This is a genomic window from Martinezella tropici (assembly GCF_003287875.1).
GTDB classification, from domain to species: Bacteria; Pseudomonadota; Alphaproteobacteria; order Rhizobiales; family Rhizobiaceae; genus Rhizobium; species Rhizobium tropici_C.
The window spans coordinates 1-16,594 of record NZ_QMKK01000042.1; the positions used below are offsets into that span (position 1 = coordinate 1).

14 protein-coding genes and 1 pseudogene are annotated in these 16,594 nt (G+C 61.1%); 8 read left to right on the forward strand and 7 right to left on the reverse strand.

What is annotated here, in order from left to right; all coding sequences use genetic code 11:
* Nucleotides 1–234: pseudogene (locus tag DQ393_RS33845) on the reverse strand (nucleotidyl transferase AbiEii/AbiGii toxin family protein); the annotation flags it as partial.
* A gap of 158 nt (nt 235–392) precedes the next feature.
* On the opposite strand from DQ393_RS33845, the gene DQ393_RS16350 reads away from it, so the two are divergent.
* The 8 genes from DQ393_RS16350 to dhaL (DQ393_RS16385) all read left to right on the forward strand — a co-directional run bounded on the left by DQ393_RS16350 (nt 393) and on the right by dhaL (DQ393_RS16385) (nt 9,452).
* Nucleotides 393–1,871, forward strand: coding sequence for a sugar ABC transporter ATP-binding protein (locus DQ393_RS16350; RefSeq protein WP_112343056.1), 1,479 nt, complete (start codon nt 393–395; stop codon nt 1,869–1,871).
* A 54-nt stretch (nt 1,872–1,925) separates the two neighbouring features.
* Entirely contained in the window at nt 1,926–2,930 is a 1,005-nt protein-coding gene (locus DQ393_RS16355; protein WP_112342814.1) for an ABC transporter permease, read from the forward strand.
* Between the two features lie 85 nt (nt 2,931–3,015).
* Nucleotides 3,016–4,005 (forward strand): substrate-binding domain-containing protein, encoded by a 990-nt coding sequence (locus DQ393_RS16360; protein WP_112342815.1) that lies wholly within the window; start codon nt 3,016–3,018, stop codon nt 4,003–4,005.
* 61 nt (nt 4,006–4,066) lie between these two features.
* Entirely contained in the window at nt 4,067–4,840 is a 774-nt protein-coding gene (locus DQ393_RS16365) for an SDR family oxidoreductase (RefSeq protein ID WP_112342816.1), read from the forward strand.
* A 34-nt stretch (nt 4,841–4,874) separates the two neighbouring features.
* Nucleotides 4,875–5,867: a dihydroxyacetone kinase subunit DhaK gene (locus tag DQ393_RS16370; protein ID WP_112342817.1), complete on the forward strand. Its 993-nt coding sequence runs from the start codon at nt 4,875–4,877 to the stop codon at nt 5,865–5,867.
* A gap of 13 nt (nt 5,868–5,880) precedes the next feature.
* Nucleotides 5,881–6,522 (forward strand): dihydroxyacetone kinase subunit DhaL, encoded by a 642-nt coding sequence (gene dhaL / locus DQ393_RS16375; protein WP_112342818.1) that lies wholly within the window; start codon nt 5,881–5,883, stop codon nt 6,520–6,522.
* Nucleotides 6,523–6,655: 133 nt separating this feature from the next.
* Nucleotides 6,656–8,752: a bifunctional sugar-binding transcriptional regulator/dihydroxyacetone kinase subunit DhaK gene (locus DQ393_RS16380; RefSeq protein WP_112342819.1), complete on the forward strand. Its 2,097-nt coding sequence runs from the start codon at nt 6,656–6,658 to the stop codon at nt 8,750–8,752.
* A 55-nt stretch (nt 8,753–8,807) separates the two neighbouring features.
* A complete protein-coding gene (dhaL, locus tag DQ393_RS16385; protein ID WP_112342820.1) occupies nt 8,808–9,452 on the forward strand; it encodes a dihydroxyacetone kinase subunit DhaL in 645 nt (214 codons plus the stop codon).
* Between the two features lie 451 nt (nt 9,453–9,903).
* On the opposite strand, the gene DQ393_RS16390 is transcribed toward dhaL (DQ393_RS16385), so the two are convergent.
* From DQ393_RS16390 to DQ393_RS16415, 6 genes are read right to left on the reverse strand one after another with little or no spacing between them, the layout of a single operon-like run.
* Nucleotides 9,904–10,689 (reverse strand): SDR family oxidoreductase, encoded by a 786-nt coding sequence (locus DQ393_RS16390; RefSeq protein WP_112342821.1) that lies wholly within the window; start codon nt 10,687–10,689, stop codon nt 9,904–9,906.
* Between the two features lie 47 nt (nt 10,690–10,736).
* Entirely contained in the window at nt 10,737–11,510 is a 774-nt protein-coding gene (locus tag DQ393_RS16395; protein ID WP_112343057.1) for an SDR family NAD(P)-dependent oxidoreductase, read from the reverse strand.
* Nucleotides 11,511–11,520: 10 nt separating this feature from the next.
* On the reverse strand, nt 11,521–12,855 hold the full coding sequence (locus tag DQ393_RS16400; RefSeq protein ID WP_112342822.1) for a dihydroorotase: 1,335 nt from the start codon (nt 12,853–12,855) through the stop codon (nt 11,521–11,523).
* A 21-nt stretch (nt 12,856–12,876) separates the two neighbouring features.
* A complete protein-coding gene (locus DQ393_RS16405) occupies nt 12,877–14,586 on the reverse strand; it encodes a thiamine pyrophosphate-requiring protein (RefSeq protein WP_245430375.1) in 1,710 nt (569 codons plus the stop codon).
* The gene (locus DQ393_RS16410) at nt 14,579–15,520 is read right to left on the reverse strand and encodes an allantoinase PuuE (protein WP_112342824.1); all 942 of its coding nucleotides are present in this window, start codon (nt 15,518–15,520) and stop codon (nt 14,579–14,581) included. Before DQ393_RS16410 ends, DQ393_RS16405 begins: the two co-directional genes overlap by 8 nt.
* Entirely contained in the window at nt 15,520–16,560 is a 1,041-nt protein-coding gene (locus tag DQ393_RS16415; protein ID WP_112342825.1) for an NAD-dependent epimerase/dehydratase family protein, read from the reverse strand. Before DQ393_RS16415 ends, DQ393_RS16410 begins: the two co-directional genes overlap by 1 nt.
* Nucleotides 16,561–16,594 lie beyond the last annotated feature (34 nt).

Sequence of the window (16,594 nt, forward strand, 5' to 3'; positions counted from 1 at the left end):
CCTTCATGCGGCTGTTTGCACGCCCCAGCATGACCATCGCCTGGAACTTTTCGGCAATGACCGTCTCCCGCGCATAGGCTCTGAGCCGGGCCATCGGAAAACGAGCATAGAAGGATAATCTAGCGTCTCCGCCCCAGGCTCGAGCGCATCGCCAAATCCGATGTCGATCGTCAGGGTAATCCGCGCGCCACTGATCAAGGCCACGACCCGCAACCTGAGCCCGCCATATTCCAGCCCTCACGAATGCGACATTCGCATCACTGAAGGCATCTCGAAATCAGCATATTGACATTTGTCGAAAACGATTCGAATTTTGTCAAATCTAATACGGAGCGATGATCAACTGCGTCGTCGTCGAAGCTCGTTCCGGCCTGAGGAATGCGGAGGAGAAAGTGGAATTCCTGCTCGAAGTGAAGGGGCTGAAAAAGTCCTTTGGCGGCGTCGCCGCATTGCGCGATGGGCGCTTTCAGCTGCGTCCCGGCTCCGTCCACGCCTTGTGCGGGGGCAACGGTGCGGGCAAGTCGACGTTCCTCAAGATTCTGATGGGCATTCACAAGCGCGATGCCGGCTCCATTCGCCGCCGCGGCAAGGATGTGGATTACACAAGCCCTGCCGAAGCGCTCGCGGCCGGCATTGCCATCATCGAGCAGGAGCTCAGCCCCATCCCGCACATGACGGTTGCGGAGAACATCTATCTCGGCCGCGAGCCATCGGCGCGCTTTGGCGGCATCGATTTCAAGACAATGAACCGCAACGCGCAGGCGCTCCTCGACCGACTGCAGTTCAACATCCGCGCCACGCAATTCATGATGAACCTCTCGGTCGCGCAAGTTCAGCTGGTCGAGATCGCCAAGGCGCTCAGCCACGATGCCGAGGTGATCTTCATGGACGAGCCCACCTCCGCGATCGGCGAGAAGGAAGCGCAGCAGCTGTTTGCGACCATTGAGCGGCTGAAGGCTGAAGGCAAAGGCGTTGTCTACGTCTCGCACCGTCTGTCCGAAATCTTCCAGATCGCCGATTCCTACACGGCCTTTCGCGACGGGTCCTATGTCGGCAGCGGCGCGCTTGCCAATATCGACCGGCCGGGCCTCATCCGCCTGATCGTCGGCCGCGAGCTTGGCGAAGAATACATCAAGACCAACGTCCCGACGGTAACGCCGGGGCTGGAAGTCGCCGGGCTTACAGCAGAGGGCAAAGTCAACGACATCTCGTTTACCGCTCACAAGGGGGAGATTTTCGGCATTTACGGCCTGATGGGATCCGGCCGTACCGAGATCTTCAACTGCATCTTCGGCATCGATGCCGTCAGCAACGGCCAGATCAAGCTTGCTGGCGAGCCCATAACCGTGCGCAAACCGGCCGAAGCCATGCAGCATGGCATCGCCTTCGTCACCGAAGATCGCAAGCTGACCGGCCTCAACCTGATCGATAGCGTTCGCAACAATATCTGCCTTGCGAGCCTACCCGAAATGAGCCCCAATTTTTCGATGGATCGCCGGGCCGAGGCCAACGCCAGCCGGGACATGATCCAGCGCTTCGGCATCAAGGCTGCACGCGACAGCATGCCGGTCTCCGGCCTTTCGGGCGGCAATCAGCAAAAGGTGGTGCTCGGCAAATGGTTTCTGCGCAAGCCGAAAGTGCTGCTGCTCGATGAGCCGACGCGCGGCGTCGATGTCGGCGCCAAGCGCGAGATCTATCGCATCATCTGCGACTTCGCCGCCGAAGGCGGCACCGTGATCATGATCTCATCCGAAATAGACGAGGTTCTCGGCATGTCGGACCGCATCCTGGTGATGCGCCAGGGACGGTCTGCCGGAATTCTCAAGAGGGAGGAGGCCGACGCGCAATCGCTCGTGCATCTGTCGACCTGAACACAGCAGGCACGAAGCTCAAAAGAACGCGTCCGGCAACAAGAGGTATTTGCAATGTCCGCCACTGACAATAATCCGTCCAATTCCTGGTTCGGCTCGGACCGGCGCCGATTGATCATTCAGGAATACGGGATCTTTCTCGCCTTCCTTCTGCTCGCAGCTGTCCTCTCCGTTTCGAACCAATACTTCCTGACGGCCGGCAACATCTCCAACGTGCTGCTGCAGACCTCGATCAACGGGGTGCTGGCAATCGGCATGACATTCGTCATCCTGACGCGCGGCATCGATCTTTCCGTCGGCTCCGTGGTCGCACTCACAGGCATCGTCAGCGCCAGTTTCGCGACGACCTCGGCGACGGCCGGGATCATCGGTGCACCCTACCCGCCTTATGTCGCACTCGTCGTCGGCCTGCTGGTCGGTGTCGCCTGTGGCGCCGTGGTCGGCCTTATTGTCTCGCGCTTTGCCGTTCCCGCTTTTGTCGCAACGCTCGGCATGCTCTCTGCCGCCCGCGGCCTGACGCTGATCTATGGCGGCGGCAAGCCGGTTCCAGCTCTCACGCCTGACTTCCGCTGGATCGGCACCGGCAGCATCCTGTCCATCCCAATGCCGGTCGTTCTGCTTGCCATCGTCTTCATCATCGCCTGGTGGGTCCTGAACCGCACCCGCTTCGGCCGCTATATCTATGCTGTCGGCGGCAATCCGCATGCAGCCGTTACCTCCGGTATCAACGTCAGCAAGCTGCGCTTCCTCGTTTACGTCATTTCCGGTGGCCTCTCCGGTCTGGCAGGCATGATCCTTGCGGCGCGCACCGGCTCCGCTCTGCCACAGGCCGGCATCGCCTATGAGTTGGACGCGATTGCAGCCGTCGTCATTGGCGGCACCAGCCTTTCCGGCGGCGTCGGCCGCATCACGGGCACGCTGATCGGCGCGCTGATCATCGGTGTCATGAACAACGGCCTCGATCTCATGGGCATCCAGTCCTACTACCAGCAGGTCCTCAAGGGCGCGCTCATCGTCGGCGCCGTCATGCTCGACCAAAAGAGAAACCTGGGCGGCTGAGCCCGAAGACATTCCAGTGTCCACACTCGGAAAACCCAACGGCTCGTCAAGACGACGGCCGGACTTTCAACGGAGGAGACCTATAATGAAGAAATTATTGATTGCTCTTGCTGCAGCGACAGCAATTCTGGCCTCACCTGTCCTCGCCCAGGACAAGAAGCTGAAAATCGGCGCGGCTCCCTACGGCCTGAATGCCGAATTCATGCAGATCTGGTCGGCAGCGCTAAAGGAACACCCCGCCGTCAAGAATGGCGATGTCGATCTGACCATCTTCGACGGCCGCTATGACGCGCTCGTGCAGCAGGAGCAGGTCAACACGATGATCACGCAGAAGTTCGACGCGATCATCTTTGTACCGATCGATATCGAGGCCGCAGCAACCGCCGTACAGGCCGCCCATGACGCCGGTATCCCCGTCGTCGGCTCGAACACCCGCGTCAATTCCGATCTGCTGACTGCTTATGTCGGTTCCGACGACACGATCTCCGGCTACATGGAGGCCAAGAGCGTCCTCGACAAGATCGGCTGCAAGGGCAATGTCGTCATCCTCGAAGGCCCGATCGGTCAGTCCGCTCAGATCTCGCGCCTCGAAGGCAACAAGAAGGCGCTTGCCGAGTGCCCGAATGTGAAGGTGCTGGAAGACCAGACCGCCAACTGGTCGCGTGCCGAAGCCCAGACCCTCATGGAAAACTGGCTGACCTCTCATCCCGGCCAGATCAACGGCGTCATCGGCCAGAACGACGAGATGGCGCTCGGCGCGATCGAAGCGATCAAGGCTGCCAAGCTGAACGTCAAAGACTTCGCCATTGCCGGTATCGACGGCATCACCGATGCGCTCCATGCCGTCAAGGCTGGTACGATGACCTCGATCCTGCAGGACGCCAGCGCGCAGGCTCAGGGCGCCCTCGATCTGGCAATCTTTGCCGCCAAGAAGGGCAACTACAAGCCGGAATCCAAGATCTGGGAACAGTATCCGGCCATGCCGTTCAACGACGGCAAGGACAAGAACTACAATGTTCCGTGGACCCCGGTAACGGCCGAGAACGTCGACAAGCTGCTCGAAACCCGCAAGTAAGATCAATGTGGCGGGGCGAACCATCGCCTCGCCACACCCCGAAAACAGAGGCTTGAAAAAGATGACCGAGACATCCCCAGACATTGATTTGAACTTCCCGCTTTCAGGCAAGACGGCGCTCGTCACAGGCGGCGGCTCCGGCATCGGTGCTGCGGTCGCGGCTGCATTCGCCTCCAAGGGCGCGAAGGTCGCGGTTCTCGATATCAATGTCGACATGGCGAAGACCAAGGCATCAGAAATCGGCGGCGGCGCTGAAGCATTCGTCTGCGACGTGTCCGATCCGGCCTCGGTCAGCAAGGCCGTCAGCGATGTCGTATCGCATTTCGGCGGCATCGATATCGCCGTCAACAGCGCCGGCGTCGTCTTCCTTGCTCCCGCCGAGGATCTGCCGCTCGACTATTGGGACAAGACGATCAACATCAACCTCAAGGGAACGTTCCTGGTCACACAGGCTGTCGGTCGCGCGATGATCGCCGCCGGCAAGGGTGGCAAGATCGTTAATCTCGCCTCGCAAGCCGGCACGGTCGCCATCGAAGAGCATGTGGCATACTGCGCCTCCAAGTTCGGCGTGATCGGCATGTCCAAGACCTTTGCCGCCGAATGGGGCAAACACGGCATCAACGTCAACACCATCTCGCCGACCATCGTGCTGACCGAGCTCGGCAAGAAGGCCTGGGCCGGTGAAAAAGGCGAAGCCGCCAAGAAGCGCATCCCGACGGGCCGTTTCGCCTTCCCGCAGGAGATTGCAGCCGCGGCTGTTTTCCTCTCCTCGTCCGGCGCGGACATGATCAACGGCGCCGATCTGCTGATCGACGGCGGCTACACCATTCTTTGAGCGCAAGCGCTCGACAATTTCGACAGGAGAGACCATGCAGCGGTTCATCAACAATCCCGATGAAGTCGTTGAAGATACTGTAAAAGGCTTCATCAAAGCGCATTCGGATATCGTTCGTCTGGCAGACAATCCGCGCGTCGTCGTCGCCAAGGATGCGCCGTATGCCGGCAAGGTCGGCGTGGTCACCGGCGGTGGCTCCGGCCATGAGCCGGCCTTCATCGGCTATACCGGTAAGAATATGCTGGATGCGGTCGCAGTCGGCGAGCTCTTTTCGTCCCCAACGGCCAAGAGCTTCCACGACGCCATCCGCGAGGCCAATGGTGGCCGTGGTGTTATCTGCCTTTACGGCAACTATGCCGGCGACAACATGAACGTGAAGATGGCGACGAAGCTTGCCGCCAAGGACGGCATCGAAGTCGCGACCGTCGTCGCCAACGACGATGTCTGCTCGGCACCACCGGAGGAGCGCGAGAAGCGCCGCGGCGTGGCCGGCGAAATCTTCATGTGGAAGATCGGCGGCGCCAAGGCTTCCAAGGGTGCGAACCTGGAGGAAGTACGCGTGACCGCGCAAAGGGCGATCGACAATTGCCGCTCCGTCGGTATCGGCCTTGGTCCCTGCACCCTGCCCGCCGTCGGTCATTCGAATTTCCAGATCGAACCCGGCACGATGGAAGTCGGCATCGGCCATCACGGCGAACCCGGCGTTCGCGTCGAGCCGCTGAAGACGGCAGCGGAGATAGCCGAGGATATGTGCCAGATCGTGCTCGATGATCATAATCTGGCCACTGGAACGGAAGTGGCCGTCCTCGTGTCTGGCCTCGGCGCGACACCGGTCAACGAGCTCTACATCCTCAACGACACGATCGAGACGAAGATCTCCGAACGGGGATTGAATATCTACAGGACCTATATTGGCAACTACTTCACGTCGCTCGAAATGGTCGGCGCGACGCTGACCGTGATGGCACTCGACGAGGAGCTGAAAGAGCTTCTGGACGTCGAGGTCGAGTGCACGACGCTGCTCTGAGGGGGACGCACGCATGCAGACATTCAACAATGCAACATCGGGTGATATCGTCTTGGCGATGGCCGATCGCATCGTCGAGAACCGCGCCTATCTCAGCGAGATCGACGGCAAGATCGGCGACGGCGACCATGGCGTCAACATGGCCAAGGGCTTCGCAATGGCCGCGGAACGCCTGAAGGGCAAGAACCAGTCGCTGTCAGTCTCGCTCGATACGCTGGGCACGGTGCTGATGACCGAGATCGGCGGCTCCATGGGCCCGCTCTACGGCGTCATGTTCACCGAGATTGCCGAAAAGCTCAACGGCATCGAGGCCATCGATAGCGCAGCCTATAGCAGGGCGCTGCATGCCGGGCTTGAAGGTATCCAGTCGATCGGTTCCGCCAAAGTCGGCGACAAGACGCTTCTGGACACGCTGGTTCCGGCAATCGAGGCGTTCGATGCTGCGAATGCAGCCGGCAAATCCTTTGCGGAGGCGCTCGATGCTCTGGTTGCTGCAGCCGAGGTCGGCCGCGACTCCACCCTCAATCTCGTTGCCAAGATCGGCCGCGCCAGCCGGTTGGGCGAGCGCTCGCTCGGCGTTCTCGACGCCGGTGCGACTTCCTGCGCTATCATCCTGAAGGAACTTTCGCTCTGCGCTCGCGCACGACTGCAATAACAGGGCTCTCCCAAGGCTGCGCGATCCCGTGCTCCACCACGGGGTCGCGCGCCGCCCTTCCTCAAGAAGAAGCATTTGCAAACATGCGTCATTGCTTTCATCTTCTGGCGAAAACGGGAAACAGTGAATCATCATGACAGGCAAGGCATCTTCGGTCGGCAAGAACAGTGCAAGCAAGGCGGGCGTGCCGGATGCGACCGATAGCATGCCGTTGCGCTATGGCGACGACCCCTATGTCTGGGCCTGCTGGCTCTATTACGAAGATGGCAAGACCCAAGGCGACATCGCCGAGATTATGGGCATTTCGCGGGCGACCGTGAACAGCTATCTCGCCGATGCCCGCAGCCGCGGCATCGTCAATATCTCACTCGAGCCCTCTCGCCTGAGTTCGCTCTCCATCGCTCAAGAACTCAAGCGCCATTTCGGCCTGCACGACTGTCTCGTGGTGCCTAGCGACGACGGTTCGCGGCCGCTTATCGACCGCCTCGGAACCGCCGGTGCGCAGGCCATCGCCCGCCTACTGAAATCCGGCGATACGCTTGCCGTTGCCTGGGGCCGCACGGTTCTCGCGGTCGCGGAGCAAGCCAATGTGCCGAACCTGCAGGATGTTACCATCGTCCAGGCAACCGGTGGCACCCGTGCACTCTTTGCCTACACGCCGGAACTCTGTGCCAGTGCCTTTGCCAATGTGACAGGCGGCAGGCTGATCAATATCACGGCCCCTGCGATCGTTTCGGCGCCTGAAGTTCGGGAGATCTTGTTGCGCGAACCATTGGTCGAGGATCAATTTGCTACCCTTGCCAAAGCCAACAAAGCTATCTTCGGCGTGGCGTCGTTGCGGCCGAACTCGACGGTTCACAGCAGCGGTTTCTTCGAGTCCGTCTCCCTGCAGGATTATCTGGCCAAGAATGCTGTTGGCGTTCTTGCCGGCCGTTTCATCGACACCAAGGGTCTGCCGGTTGCAGGGCCGCTCGACGACCGCACCATCGGCATATCCCTCGACATGCTGAAATCCATCGGGCTACGCATCGCCGTCGCCGGCGGCTTCGACAAGGTGCCCGCAATTCTCGCCGCCTTGCGCGGCGGCTATATCAACGTGCTGATTACCGATGCAGCCACCGGGCGCGGCATTCTGAATGCCGATGGTGTCACCGAGTTCGATCAGAAAGCCCAGCAGCGTCCGAAAACCGACAACAGCATTGCCCTGCCCAGCAGCTATCGAACGCATATCAAGAAATTCCTCAACAATCCCGACGATGTCGTCGACGAGATGCTAGAAGGCATCGTCAAGGCACATGCCTCGCATATCACGCCGATCAAGGGATCGAACCGCGCGCTGATGGCGCGAACCGGCCCGAGGCTGGGAAAGGTCGGCCTGGTGATTGGCGGCGGTACCGGGCACGAGCCTAGCTTTCTTGGCTATGTCGGCAAGGGGCTTGCCGATGCCGTTGCCATCGGCAACATCTTTTCCTCGCCTCCGCCGACGCCAATCCTCGAATGTGCCAAGGCGTCTTCCGGCGGCGAAGGCGTACTTTTTGTCTACGGCAACTATGCCGGCGACGTCATGAACTTCGAGATGGCCGCCGAAATGGCGCAGGAGCAGAAAATCGACGTCCGCACGGTGCTGACCACAGACGATATCTCCTCCTCGCCGATCGAGGATCGCGAGGGACGACGCGGCGTCGCCGGCAACTTCTTCATCTTCAAGATAGCCGGCGCCGCCTGCGACAAGGGTCTGTCGCTCGACGCATGCGAGACGGTGACGCGCAAGGCCAATGATCGGACTTTCACGATGGGTGTCGCACTCGAGCCCTGCTCGCTGCCGCAGACCCGACGCCACAACTTCGAAATCGGACCTGACGATATCGAATTTGGCATGGGCATTCACGGCGAACGCGGTGTCACCCGCGAGAAGATGATGAGCGCCGACGAGATCACCGATCGGGTGATGGACCGGATATTCTCCGAAATGAAGCCGGTTGCAGGCGATCGAGTGGCGGTGCTCATCAATTCTTTCGGCGCAACGCCGCTGATGGAGCTCTATATTCTGTTCCGGCGCGTCGAACAGAGGCTGAGCGCGAAGGACATCAAGATCGAGGCAAACTGGGTGGGACATTATTGCACGTCGCTGGATATGGTCGGCGCCTCCATATCCATCCTGCATCTCGATCAGGAACTGACTGACATGCTCTACCATCCGTGCGACACCTTCGCGCTGAAGGTCGGATGAAGCTATAAAAATGTGCCCGGCGACAACAGACATGGCCGGGACCGGGAGGAAGACGATGTCGGAAGAAGCCGCCCGATGCCTGGGCACCATGTTTCAGCGCATATCGATCGCGATCAATGCCGAAAAAGATCGCCTCTCGGAGCTGGATGGCGCAATTGGCGACGCCGATCACGGCATCACCATGTCTCTCGGCTTCATGGCGGTGAACGCGGAGCTCGCAAAGCTCGATCTTGCGCAGGCGTTACCCTCCGAAATCTTCTCCGCGGCAGCCTCCGCCTTTCTGGATGCCGTCGGCGCATCGACCGGCCCGCTCTATGCCACCGCCTTCCGCCGCGCTTCGCAGTCATTGAAGGCGGACGAATCCTTATCGCTCGCCTGCCAGGCAATGATCGTCGACGAGATGCGGGCCGGTATCCAGCAGCGCGGCAAAGGTCAGCGTGGCGACAAGACCATGCTCGACGCCTGGATCCCCGCTGCCGAGGCCGCAATCCACGCCAAGGCGAATTCGCACGATGCTATGACGATGTGGAATTCCATCGTTGACGCTGCCGAAGCTGGAGCTAATTCGACAAGCTCCATGGTGGCCGCCCGCGGTCGGGCCGCTCGGCTGGGAGAGCGATCCCTTGGGCATATCGATCCCGGCGCGGCTTCGGCCGTTATCATTCTGCGTGCGATGCGCGATACGTTTGAAGCAAGCTGAGCTTAGCACTAAGCAGCTGTAGAAGCCACCAAATCGCCCCGGCTTCGACAAGCTATCGCGATGCAACCAGCAATGCAAGCATTGCACTGCTGCTCTGGCTGCCGGCCCCTCGTCGGTGGGATTGTTCTTGTACTGATCGGCCATGACAAGCGCTTGGAACGAGTACCTATCTCGCGTTGCGAACGATCCCGCGGGCCCCAAAGGGGTCGACAGCGGCAAGGCTACAACCTCAGCGGCCTTGGTGGAACGTCAATCATTATTCGGTGGCGCAATATTGCCGACGCGACGGTGAATGACTGCCACGAGCGGGATCTTGCCCAGGTTAGAAGTAGTGGCGACGAGCTGCGCGGCGCTCCCGATAGCCAACAAAACTATAAGAGCTGGCGATATTGCCAGATATCACCAGCCCTTGGAACATAGTCAGCCGATTGGAATGCCTGAGCTACCGCATCTAAACGCTTGCGATCAGACCGCCGTCGATCCTCAGAACACTTCCGGTAACATAAGATGCACGCGTGCTCGCCAGGAAGGTGACGACATCGGCATATTCCTGCGGATCGCCGTAACGGCCGACTGGAATGGAGGCGGTGCTTTGCGCCGAGACATCTTCTACCGAGCGGCCTTCGCGCTTGGCCCTCTGCTCATCCAGGAAGGTGATGCGCTGAGTGGCGATGCGGCCAGGCAGCACGATATTGACCGTCACGCCGTCGCGGCCGACCTCGCCTGCAAGGGTCTTCGACCAACCGACCAAGGACATGCGCAACGCGTTCGAAAGTCCGAGGTTCGGGATCGGCGCGACAACGCCCGACGAGGTCGAGGTAATGATCCGCCCCCACTTCTTCTCGCGCATCTTCGGCAGCACGGCATCGCTAATCGCAATGACCGACAGCACCATGCTATCGAAATGCTTACGCCAGCTTTCGGCATTCTGGCCAGAAACGAGCGTCGGGGGCGGGCCGCCGGTGATATTGACGAGGACGTCGACCGATCCGAACCGGGCTTCGATCGTCGAGAGGTTCGAGGTGATGATGCTGAGGTCGGCAAGATCCCAGGCGATCGCCACAGCGCTGCCACCACTTGCTTCGATCTCCGCGACCGCCTTTTCAGCCGCTTCCTTGTTGATATCGGCGACAGCGACATGGCTCCCTTCGGCGGCCAATGTCTTGGCAATTGCGCCGCCGAGGCCACCGCCTGCGCCGAGGACGAGCGCAGTTTTTTCCTTCAGTCCTAGATCCATGCGTGTTTCCTTTCATTTTCCGGCACACAACCGGTTTGCTTTGCAGGTCAGCCGGCCATCCAACCGCCGTCTACCATGAGGTTGATGCCGGTCATGTAGCTCGACATGTCGCTTGCCAGGAACAGAGCTGCGCCGGCAACATCTTCCGGGGCGCCGAGACGCGGCCAGGGCGTGCGGCGGCGCGAATAGTCGAGTGCATCGGAATCATTGGCGACACCAGGCTTGCCGGTGACGATCTTACCCGGCGCAATCGCATTGCAGATGATCAGGTCGTCGGCATGATCCACCGCGATCTGCCGCGTCATCTGCACGATGCCGCCCTTGCTGACGCCATAGGGAAAATCGCCGGGGCAAGCGACCATGCCATGCTGCGAGGAAATGTTGATAATGCGCCCGCGCACCTCGCCGACTGGTTCCTGTGCGACGAATTGTTGCGCGGCGCGCTTGCAGCAATAGAAGAAGCCGGTGAGGTTGACGCCGATGACGCGCGCCCATTGCTCCGGCGTCGTCTCCAGCAAATTGGTCGATGTGTAGATTGCCGCATTGTTGACCATCACGTCGAGTCGCCCGAAATGGCGGGCAGTCTCGCCGACCAGATGATCGACAGCATCCCAGTTAGAAATATCCGTCTTTACGAAAAGAGCATTGCCGCCGGTAGCGCGGATGCGCTCCAGCGTTGTTTCGCCACCCTCGATCGGCGTCTCAATCATGTCGGCGATGACGATGAAGGCACCTTCGGTGGCGTAGCGCAACGCGATGGCGCGCCCGAGGCCGGAGCTGGCACCAGTGACGATGGCAATTCTGTTCTGGAGCATGGGCATCGGCTGGTCCTCAGGCTTCACGGGTGACGACACTGCCGCGTCTCTCGGAGATGATCTTTCCATCGCGAACGATCTCCTGACCTTTCAGAAACACCCGGGTCAGCATACCCGGTACGTTCCAGCCATCGAATGGCGTATAGGCGGCGCGCGAGACCTGATCGGCATTTGTGATCCGGCTCGGCTGGCGCCGGTCGAGCACCACGATATCGGCATCGAAGCCAGTCGCTATCGCGCCTTTTGAACGACCTAAGCCGAAACGTCCAGCGGGGTTGAAAGAACATATGCGCACAAGATCGCTGAGCCCGATGACCCGTTCTTCGACTAGCCGTAACATGGTCATAAGCAGGGTTTGAAGCCCCGGCATTCCACCCGGAATATCTGCGAACGCGGCATAAGTAGCTGCCTTCTCGGCGGGGCTGTGCGGCGCGTGATCAGTGGCCACGATATCAATCAGGTCCTCGGAAAGGGCGGCTCGCAGCGCTTCGACGTCGGCCGGCGCCCTGAAAGGCGGCGAGCCTTTTAGGTTTGCGCCCGACCTCTCGTAGTCGGCGGCGGTGAAAAAGACATTCTGCGGCGTCGTCTCGACCGTCGCATCAGCCATGTCCCGCAGTCGCCGCCATGTGGAGATGCCAAGCGCCGAATTGACTTGGCGCACATGGATGCGGGCATTCGTGCCCGCCGCCGCCAGAATGGCGCGGACGACGCCCGATGCCTCAGCCAGAGCCGGCCGGCTTTCGAGAAATGCCGCGATATCCCCGGTACGATTGCGTAAGCTGCTGCCGACCAAGATCGATTGGTCGCCTGGCGAAATGCCGATGAGTGTATCGCTTTCGGCAAGGCGACTGACGATCCGCGAGACGGCATCCATGCCGTCGAATAGGAAGGCGTCAGGCACATCGGCCGTGAATAGCTCCAGCGAAACCGGTCGCAAATCCAGCAATCGATCCAGGGGGGCGGTCTCACGGCTGAGGGCAACCTGAAAGCCGACATCCACATGGATCCTTCCCCTAGCCATCTCCATCTTGGCGGTAAGCTGGTCGGCCGTCGCGGTCCAGGGATCATCGGTCGGCATGTCGAGCACGGTTGTTACACCGCCCAAGGCAGCGCTACGCGTCCCGCTGTCGAAATCTTCCTTATGCGTGAGCCCCGGTTCGCGCAGGTGGACATGGCCATCGACCAGACCGGGCAGAAGATAGCAGCCTTCGGCATTCACGATGCTGCGGGCTTCGACCGCCTCGCCGGGCGAGAGGATTGTCGCGATCCGGCCGTCGCAGATGACGACGTCACCCCTTACCTCGCCGCTCGCATTGACGATGGTCGCGCCTGATATGATTGTATCGAACATACCGCTCATCCCGATCACTCGTCAGCAGAGGCCCGGCAGGCGCGGTTCTTCGTGGGTCACCACCTCTATCAGCGCGGCTTGACCTGCACCGACCCTCCCAAGGGCACGCAGAAGCGCCGGACGAAGGCCCGCCGGCGACGTCACACACTCGCCATAGCCGCCCAGCGCTTCCGCGATCGGCGCATAGGCACCCGACATACGGTTTGCTCCGTATTTCTGAGTGGCGATCGGCATGCTGGCGGCGTAGCCGCCGAGCACGTTGTTGCGCATGACGACGGTCAGGATCGGCAGGTTGCAACGGATCGCAGTCTCGAAATCAATTCCGACCATGCCGAAGGCCGCCTCGCCCATCAGGTTGACGACCGTCGCCTCTGGTCGCGCCAGCTTGGCACCGAGCGCAAAGCCGAGGCCGCTGCCAAGCTGCGTGGTCTTGCCCCAGCCGATATAGCTGCCAGGCACGGTCGCCTCATAGAAGGGGCTGAACTGATCGCGCGGATTGCCGGCATCATGGGTCATGACCGTCTTTGCCGGATCGACCGCGCGCATGATTTCCCAGACGACGCGATAGGGAGAAATCGGCTCGCTCTCCGCTGTCAGGAGCGGCATCCATCGCTCGATGAAGGCGGCGCGCACAGCGCGGATTTCCTCTTCCATTTCAGTGCGTGCCGGAACATCAAGACGCCCCTCGCCAACCAGCGAAATCATTTGCCGGAGCACGGAGCGGGCGTCACCGACCACGCCCTGCGCGATCGCATAATCCTTGCCGAGATCGCCCTCGTCGATCGTCACCTGCAGCAGCACCTTGTCCTTGGCGATCGGCAGGATGTAGTGCGAGCGAGTCAGGCTGGTGCCGAGCGCGAGCACGACATCGGCCTTGTCCAGGAAATGATCGACCGTCGCCGGCCGCGCGCGTCCGGCCGTGCCGAGCGCCAGCGGATGGTTTTCCGCAAAGCCGCTCTTGCCGTTTGGCGTCGTCATGACCGGGATGCGGAACAGCTCGGCAAATTCCACGAGCTCCTGCGAAGCCGAGGCGGTAAGCACGCCCTGCCCCGCGAAGACGACGGGGTTCTTGGCCGCCAGCAGCATCGCCACCAGTTCGGCGATCTCGCCGCTATCGGCCTGCGGCACGCTGCGCCTCGGCTTCAGATAAGGATTGGCGGAAGGCGCATGCCGCTCGGCCAGCAGATCGACGGGCAGCTCCAACAGAACCGGCGCCGGACGGCCGTTGCGAACGCGGGAAATTGCCGAATGCATCAGCTTCGGCAGATGCTCGACGCGCGTCACCGCCTCGCACCATTTCGTCACATGGCGAAAGTTGCGGCTCGCCTCGAAATTCGGTGCCACTGCCTCAGACCCGCGCGGATAGCCCGTCGGCAGGAAGAGGATTGGCGCACGGTCGTTGAAGGCTTGCGCGATACCACCGAAGGCGCTCTCTGCACCGGGGCCGTATTGCACAGTGACGACGGCAAGTTCGCGGCCGGCCGTGGTGCGCGCATAGCCCTCGGCGATATTCACGGCGACGCGGGGCGTGCGGGTGATGACGGGGGGAATGTCGAGATGAGCACACGCGTCGAATAGTTCGCTGTTCGGGAAGCCTATAATGTGCTTCACGCCCTCCTGCTTCAGGATGGAGGCCACGACATCCGCGCCGCTCATGTCCTTGCCCCACATGGCCCGTTCTTCCCTCGTTTCCCTCGATGGCTCAATGCCGCTCTCGATCCCGTCACGCATCGCGGCCGAAGGCCTCGTGGTTCTCGAGCCAGTGGCGAGCAATATCCTCACGGCGCATGAAGCCAGCGCCCGGCGTCTTCTGGACATGTTCGATGACATCGCGCAGGCCCGATGCGCGGTTCGGCTGACCCATCCAGCGCGCATGAACGCCGATCGTCAGCATGCGGCCACCGGTCTCATCCGCCTCCCCCATCATGTAGTCGATGGCGGAGCGGCAATCCTCGGCAAAGTCACGCGGATTGCTATAGCCGGGCGCAATCAGATAGCGGCTGTCGTTCAATGTCTTGGAATAGGGGACGACGAGCAGACGCGTGCCGTCGTGATCGATGAAATAGGGAAGGTCGTCGTTGCAGGGATCAGAATAATAGAGGAAACCGCCCTCTTTCGCGATGAGATCGCGGGTGTTGACGCTCGGGAAGGACCGGCAATTCCACCCCATCGGGCGGCGACCGGTCAGCTTCTTGTAGAGAGCGACCGCATCGTGCAGTTGGCGCTCCTCGTCCTTGCGCTCGATGGTCGAATATTCGCTCCAGCGCAGGCCGTGGCCGAGCAGGTCATGGCCGCGGGCGTTCATCCATTCGGTGACGGCTGGGTTCTTTTCAAGCGCGACGGCGCAGGCTGACACGGTGATCGGGACTTTGTAGCGATCGAAGAGGCGCGCAAGCCGCCAGACACCGGCGCGGCTGCCATATTCGAAATGCGTCTCGGTGCCGAGATCGCGCACCGGCGGGCTGTTTGGAATATTGTACTCGCCCCAATTGTCGTTGCGGCCGTCCTCCAGCCAGGAATATTCCGAGCCTTCCTCGTAGTTCAGCACCAGGTTGATCGCGAGCTTGACGCCACCGGGCCAGCTTATGAAGGGCGGCTTCGGGCCATAGCCGATAAAATCGCGCGCCTGGCGTTCCGTGTTTTCGGGTTTGACGGGTGCCGACATTATTTCGTCTCCCCGGATGCGCCTTCATTCGCGACGATCCAGTCCATGTAGTCGTGGAAGGCTTCCCTGGCGGGGCGCGGGCGCCAGTCCGTGTCGCGCTCGATGCGGGCGAGATCATATTCGCCCCACATGCCGTCCTTCAGCGTCGCGTCCTGGATGACATTGGCGGTGTCGTGTGGGCTGACCTCGACCTTCAAATCAGGCACGCGCTCCCGCGCCCATTCGATGATGTCGCCTGTGGTCGAGGTGCGACCGCTGCCGATATTGTAGTGGCGATAGCGAAGCCGCGGCGCCGTCAGCAGTGCCACGACGGCATTGCCGACGTCGGCGGAATGGACGTAGTCACCGACTGATTCCAGGCTGTTTGGCCGGATTACCTCACCTGCCAGGGCCATATGCGCCACCTTGTTCGGAACATGGCGGAAATTGCGGCTCTCGGTCGCCCGGTCCATCGTTCCGTAAACCGAGGCGAGACGGACGCTGAGCGCAGATAGGCTGAAGAGATCGGCATAGCGGTTGACCACCATTTCGGAGGCGAATTTGGAGATGCCGTAAAGCGTCAGCGGCGCGACATAGCCGTCTTCCGGCAGGGGTTCGCCGGCCCAGTCCGGCCCGTGATGACGATAGACCGAGCCGGAGCTGACATAGATGAAGCGCTTGACGGAGGGGCGGCTGCGCGCCCATTCGAGCATGTGAACGGTGCCCATCAGATTGACATCGACGATCCTGGCTGGCTCCTCGGCCTCCGGCTGACGCTTGGCCTCGGCAGCGCTGCCGCGCGAGATCGGCGTGATCGTCGCGCCATGCACGATGACGCTGATGCCGTGCTGATCAAGCGCGGCCGACCAGTGCGAAGGGTCGCAGATATCGGCGGTGATGACCGAAAGCCGATCGCGCACCGGCGCAAAATAGCGCTCGGCCATGGCATCGAGGCCGGAGCGATCGAGGATGACGGCGCGGGCCGTGGGATCGCGATCCAGCCAGGTCCGTGCCACGACGCTCATGACGAAGCCTGTGCCGCCTGTGACGAGAAGGGTCATTTCAAAATCCAATCCAGATCATTGCATTCATGGG